This is a genomic window from Dolichospermum compactum NIES-806, assembly GCF_002368115.1.
GTDB lineage: Bacteria > Cyanobacteriota > Cyanobacteriia > Cyanobacteriales > Nostocaceae > Dolichospermum > Dolichospermum compactum.
Genome location: NZ_AP018316.1, coordinates 553,011 through 556,981 on the forward strand (window position 1 = coordinate 553,011; position 3,971 = coordinate 556,981).

General features: G+C 29.4%; 5 protein-coding genes and 2 pseudogenes. 4 read left to right on the forward strand and 3 right to left on the reverse strand.

From position 1 onward, the window contains the following. Positions 1 to 309 (reverse strand): annotated as a pseudogene (locus tag CA730_RS24810) (hypothetical protein); the annotation flags it as partial. Positions 310 to 682: 373 nt separating this feature from the next. Here CA730_RS24810 and CA730_RS24080 point away from each other — a divergent pair. The 3 genes from CA730_RS24080 to CA730_RS02555 all read left to right on the forward strand — a co-directional run bounded on the left by CA730_RS24080 (position 683) and on the right by CA730_RS02555 (position 1,727). Beyond that, a complete protein-coding gene (locus CA730_RS24080) occupies positions 683 to 841 on the forward strand; it encodes a hypothetical protein (protein WP_157749905.1) in 159 nt (52 codons plus the stop codon). Positions 842 to 1,008: 167 nt separating this feature from the next. Beyond that, entirely contained in the window at positions 1,009 to 1,284 is a 276-nt protein-coding gene (locus CA730_RS02550; RefSeq protein ID WP_096663511.1) for a hypothetical protein, read from the forward strand. Then, on the forward strand, positions 1,284 to 1,727 hold the full coding sequence (locus CA730_RS02555; RefSeq protein WP_096663514.1) for a putative toxin-antitoxin system toxin component, PIN family: 444 nt from the start codon (positions 1,284 to 1,286) through the stop codon (positions 1,725 to 1,727). The genes CA730_RS02550 and CA730_RS02555 overlap by 1 nt, the downstream gene beginning before the upstream one ends. 76 nt (positions 1,728 to 1,803) lie before the next feature. On the opposite strand, the gene CA730_RS02560 is transcribed toward CA730_RS02555, so the two are convergent. After that, positions 1,804 to 2,094, reverse strand: coding sequence for a hypothetical protein (locus tag CA730_RS02560; RefSeq protein ID WP_096663537.1), 291 nt, complete (start codon positions 2,092 to 2,094; stop codon positions 1,804 to 1,806). A 192-nt stretch (positions 2,095 to 2,286) separates the two neighbouring features. On the opposite strand from CA730_RS02560, the pseudogene dcm reads away from it, so the two are divergent. Continuing rightward, a pseudogene (gene dcm, locus CA730_RS02565) lies at positions 2,287 to 3,606 on the forward strand (DNA (cytosine-5-)-methyltransferase). Positions 3,607 to 3,629: 23 nt separating this feature from the next. Here the strand turns inward: dcm and CA730_RS26370 are convergent. After that, positions 3,630 to 3,857: an NgoBV family restriction endonuclease gene (locus tag CA730_RS26370; RefSeq protein WP_096663540.1), complete on the reverse strand. Its 228-nt coding sequence runs from the start codon at positions 3,855 to 3,857 to the stop codon at positions 3,630 to 3,632. Between the last annotated feature and the right edge of the window lie 114 nt (positions 3,858 to 3,971).

The window sequence follows — 3,971 nt, forward strand, 5'->3', positions numbered from 1 at the left end:
CTTCTTGTCCATCATTTCGGTTTCGGTAGCTGCACCAACTTTAACTACAGCTACACCACCGGACAATTTAGCCAAACGCTCTTGCAGTTTTTCTTTGTCGTCTTCTTCTCCTAACACTTTTTCTACTAAACACCGTCGTGTTAAAGATTGTATAATTTGCAAAAATCTAGCATTTGATAATTCAATATCAGCAGGTTTTTGGGAAATATCTATAGGTTCATTTTGTGTGGATAACCAGTTAATAACCTTATTTTCTAATTCTGATAAACGCTCTAAATGATTTTCTAAAAGTGCTTCTATATCTCCCAAAAATATCTAACGGGATGACGAAATAGTCTAAACATCTTATCAGGTAAAGATTGTACCGATTTATGGTAAAAAGAGATAGACCTACTTTTTTTTATATTGGATTATATGCTCAGACTTGGGTTAATTTCATAGATAAGTAGGTGAACACAATAAAACCAAACTGTGTAAAGAAATGTAAAATCGCCCAAACCATCTTCACTCTTGCCTCTTGCCTCTTGTCTTTTGCCTTGCCATAACGACAATTTTCAACACCAACCTACTTAATTGTGGGGAATTAGTTAGGTCATTATTGAGATTATCTCCTAATAAACAGAAGTATTATCAACAGGGTGAGAGAGCTATGCACCTTATTTTATCAGTATCTTAACTACTTTTGTCCTCCGGTCAGAGTAATAACTCTAATGACAATCAAAATTTAGAGAAATCTGTTCAAGAACTTTATCGTCGGTTAGAAGAAAAAGATGGTCAAATTGAACAATTACAACAACAAATCAATAAATTACAAGAAAAAATAGAGTTAAAAAATAAATAATTTGCATTTGTTGTGTGATCATAAAATAGCTCAGTAAGTTTTCTGAATTGAAAATTCATACAATTTTATCTTGATTGCGAATTATCTAAAATCTGATCATATTAATTCCGTTTTAACTACGAATGTGGTATAATAAGACTAACTCAACTTTTCCTATAAAAAATCTTATGCCATCACCTAAGATTATTGAACTTGAACAAATATTGCAAACTTATTCCATTGAAGATAAACAATGGTTATTACAACAATTAATTGAACAACTGGGATTAAATAATCAAGAAAAACCACCAGTAGATTATAAACAACAAGCAAAAGAGATTATTGCAGAAACTATCAGTGAAGTTTTAGCTTTATCCAACGACTGCGAAGAGGAAGTTTGGCAAAAATTTTATGCAGCCAGTGAAAGAATATCGGCAAAATTAAATGAATCGGATTTATTATAATGTCTTTTCAAAAATTTGATTCACCAATACTTTTAGTCATTTTGGATACATCTGTTTTTATCTCAGCTTTACTGAGTAAAAACCCGAATAGTGCGCCTTGTAAAATTATTATATACTGGCGAGAAGGTAGATTTAACCTAGTAATTTCTCCACAACTATTAGAGGAATTAGTTGAAAAATTATTAGCAAAAAATATTGATAAAACTGATATTAAAGATATTTTAACAGCCATTTTTTATACGGCAATTAAAATTCAAGGTACTTATGAAGCGACAATCTTGGATAATATTGATCCTAATGATAATATGTTTTTAGCCGCAGCTTATGAAATTAGTGCTGATTATTTAGTTTCTCTTGATAAAAAACATATTCTTCCATTAAAACATTATCACGGAACACAAATTTTATCACCCGATTTATTTATCAGGATATTAGATAAATAAAATCAGTATATTGTATGTTGTGTGAAATTTTATCAAGAGCATTTTGAATAATATTAGTATCTAATAAATAACCCATTTAACCTCGTTTTACAGATTCATCAAAAATTTGCATTTGCTCTGGAGTGAAATCATTTAGCATTCCTGAAACTAAATGTAAAGATAAAATTATTTTAATCCGTTTCGTTAATTTTTCCTCAGAGATACTATTAACATCAGGAACAGCGACAGGATCAAAAGTACGATTAATTACTTCCAGCATTTTTTCTTTATCTAAGTTTTCTTGATAAAGAGGATTATTGTCAATTAGAGTTTTGAAAATTTCGGTTAATTTTTGATAATTAGATTGATGATTAATAATTTGAGTCATAGTTAAACCTCCTGAAAATAATATAGTTGTTGGATAAGCTAAATCCTATTATAACAGCTACAATATCTCTGAGAAGTATCGTTATAATAGCATTCTTTAATTTATCATATTTTCATAAAAAATAATTATCGTTACTAAAAACATACATACTATGTTAATATATAAATTGTTTGTTGATATTAATAGCTAAAAATGTCTACCACTATTAAGTTTATTGATTTATTTGCAGGGATTGGGGGAATGAGATTAGGCTTGGAAAAAGCTTGTAAATCTTTAGGAATTCACAGCGAATGTGTTTTAACTTCCGAAATTAAATCTACAGCAATTAAAGTTTATCAACAAAATTTTAATGAAGATAAAATCTGGGGTGATATCACTGAAATATCAAGTCAAAAAATACCTGATTTTGATATTTTATTAGCTGGATTTCCCTGTCAACCTTTTAGTAGTGCAGGAACAAGACAAGGATTTTTAGATACTAGAGGAACTTTATTTTTTGAAATTGAACGTATTTTACAAGATAAATCACCTTTTGGATTTTTATTAGAAAATGTTGAAGGTTTAGTTCAACATGATGACGGTAGAACATTAACAACTATTGTAAATAAATTAGAACAATTAGGTTATTAGGTTAAATGTGATGTTTTGAATGCTAGAGATTTTGGTGTTCCTCAAGATAGAAAAAGAGTTTATATAACTGGAACTAAGACAAACCCTATTTCTTTAAATTTTCCTAGAAATAATAAATCTGTATTATTAAACATTTTAGAAACAGGTTGTCCGACGTTACAAACAAATTTTGTAAAGAAATTATTAGCACAATATTCTCTTGATGAACTTTATGGTAAATCTATTAGAGATAAAAGAGGAGGAGAAGATAATATTCACAGTTGGGATTTAGAATTAAAAGGAAATGTTAGTACAGAACAAAGAGAATTACTAAATTTATTACTAAAACAAAGAAGAAGAAAAAATTGGTCTGCTAAAAAGCGTATTCAGTGGATGGATGGAATACCCTTAAGTTTAGATGAAATTGAAACTTTTTATCAACATAAAAATTTAAAACAAATATTAGATGATTTAGCAAATAAAGGTTATTTAAAATATGAACATCCTAAAGATATTCAAGCAGTAGTAAATAAAGATGGTAAAACAGTAAAGAAAAGAGAATATAGACTTGATTTACCAAAAGGCTATAATATTGTAGTTGGTAAACTCAGTTTTCCGATTAATAAAATACTTAATCCTCATGATATTGCCCCAACTTTAGTAGCTACGGATATGCAGAGATTAGCAGTAGTTGATGGTAAAGGGTTAAGATGTTTAACAATTAGAGAGGGATTAAGATTATTTGGTTTTCCTGAAGATTATCACATTAATTTACCTATCAATAAAGCATTTGATTTATTGGGAAATACTGTAGTAGTTACTGTGGTAAGAGAAATTTCGGAAAGAATAGTTATTCAAAAAATGCTGTCAGTTCCCAATCAAGTCTACGTTCTAAGTAGATAAAACTAATAATCCTTCTACAGAATTTATAATTCCACTTGTGTATGATCCCAATAATTATTTTTAACCTTTTCAAGCCAATTATCGCTATCTTCTTGCGTTATACGATACTGCATAAGAGTGTCATATAAAGCTGTTACAAAATCTAATCTAGACTGAAAGGGTTTATATTTATTTCTTGCAAAGTACCAAGCAACAGGTCTAATATTATAAATTACATTTCTTTTAGCTTGACATCTATAGGACTTACGCAAGTGTCACACCAAAAATCTGTTGTAGGGTGCGTCAGACTGCATAAATCCTGCAAATAAACAGATTGTTGATATTTGACGCACCCTACCAATGTGCCAGTTGCGTAAGTCCTGATC

Coding starts and splice junctions, on each gene's coding strand:
- CA730_RS02550 (WP_096663511.1), top strand. CDS start 1,009: ATGCCATCACCTAAGATTATTGAACTTGAACAAATATTGCAAACTTAT.
- CA730_RS02555 (WP_096663514.1), top strand. CDS start 1,284: ATGTCTTTTCAAAAATTTGATTCACCAATACTTTTAGTCATTTTGGAT.
- CA730_RS02560 (WP_096663537.1), bottom strand. CDS start 2,094: ATGACTCAAATTATTAATCATCAATCTAATTATCAAAAATTAACCGAA.